The sequence below is a fragment of the Helicobacter aurati genome, from assembly GCF_003364265.1.
In the GTDB taxonomy this organism is placed as follows: domain Bacteria; phylum Campylobacterota; class Campylobacteria; order Campylobacterales; family Helicobacteraceae; genus Helicobacter_A; species Helicobacter_A aurati.
Genome location: NZ_NXLW01000040.1, coordinates 1 through 1,145, shown reverse-complemented (window position 1 = coordinate 1,145; position 1,145 = coordinate 1). Strand labels below are relative to the sequence as shown.

Below are 1,145 nucleotides of genomic sequence, written 5' to 3'. Positions count from 1 at the left end.
GAATCCATTGAGTGAGATTCTACATTTTACAAAGCAGGTTTAGAATGACAAGAATCATTTTGGGATTCTACATTTTGAGATTCTTCAGTCGTACTTCGTACTTCTTCAGAATGACAATTTATGCTTTTGTCATACTGAGCTTGCATAGCAAGTGAAGTATCTGTGTTGTTTTGCAGGGATACTTCATGCTTAGAATGACAATACAAGATTAAGACTCTTCGGCAAAGCCCTAAGAATAGCAAAGTATCAAAGTTACAGAATAGAGGAGCTTAATCGAATATTGCGACTTTAAGTAAGGGTTACTAAGTCCAAAATAAACAGAGAATTTACATCTCAATATAGTAAATTGGTATAATTTGTAATTGCGACACTTTGTCAAGAATCAAACACAAGGGAAACAATGGCAGAAATATTAGAAATAATTGGGAATATCAATATAATCTTTTATGTAATTGCGTATTTAATGGGCGGTTTGCCTGTGGGGGTAATTATCGTGAAAGTTTTTGCAAATAAGAATCTTTTAGAGATTGGCTCTAAAAGCACTGGTGCAACAAACGTGTATCGTGCATTTGCCGAACAAGATATAAAAAAAGCAAAGATATTTTCACAAATCACCCTTGTTTTTGATGCGATTAAGGGGCTGATTGTTGTGTTGGTTGCGAAGATTGTGGGCTTAGATTTTGCAACACAATATGCTATTGCGATTTTAGCAATTCTTGGGCATTGTTATAGTCCATTTCTAGGTTTTCAGGGCGGCAAGGGAGTGTCTACGGCAATAGGCTCGGTGTTGTTGCTTATTCCTGTTGAGGCAATATTAGGGCTTATTATATGGGGTATCGTGGGTAGGTTTTTTAGAATTTCAAGTCTCGCTTCTTTATTTGGCGTGCTTGGCGGTATTGCTTTTACTTTTATTGTTCCGTCCTATATTGCCTTGCCAGAATCTATTAATATTAGCAGTCAAATAGGGACACATGTTCCTATTGTATTAATTGGCATTATTATTGTTTATACGCATACTGATAATATTATGCGTTTGATTACCAGACGAGAACAAAAGATTGAAATGTAGTTGATACTTAAAGTCGCAATATTCGATTAAGCTCCTCTATTCTGTAACTTTGATACTTTGCTATTCTTAGGGCTTT

At 35.5% G+C, this 1,145-nt stretch carries 2 protein-coding genes; one reads left to right on the top strand and one right to left on the bottom strand.

From position 1 onward, the window contains the following. Nucleotides 1-26 precede the first annotated feature (26 nt). A complete protein-coding gene (locus tag CQA66_RS09065; protein ID WP_115582664.1) occupies nucleotides 27-206 on the bottom strand; it encodes a hypothetical protein in 180 nt (59 codons plus the stop codon). 194 nt (nucleotides 207-400) lie between these two features. Between CQA66_RS09065 and plsY the strand changes: the two genes are divergently transcribed. Continuing rightward, entirely contained in the window at nucleotides 401-1,069 is a 669-nt protein-coding gene (gene plsY / locus CQA66_RS09060) for a glycerol-3-phosphate 1-O-acyltransferase PlsY (protein ID WP_115582663.1), read from the top strand. Nucleotides 1,070-1,145: the final 76 nt, after the last annotated feature.

Coding starts and splice junctions, on each gene's coding strand:
- plsY (WP_115582663.1), top strand. CDS start 401: ATGGCAGAAATATTAGAAATAATTGGGAATATCAATATAATCTTTTAT.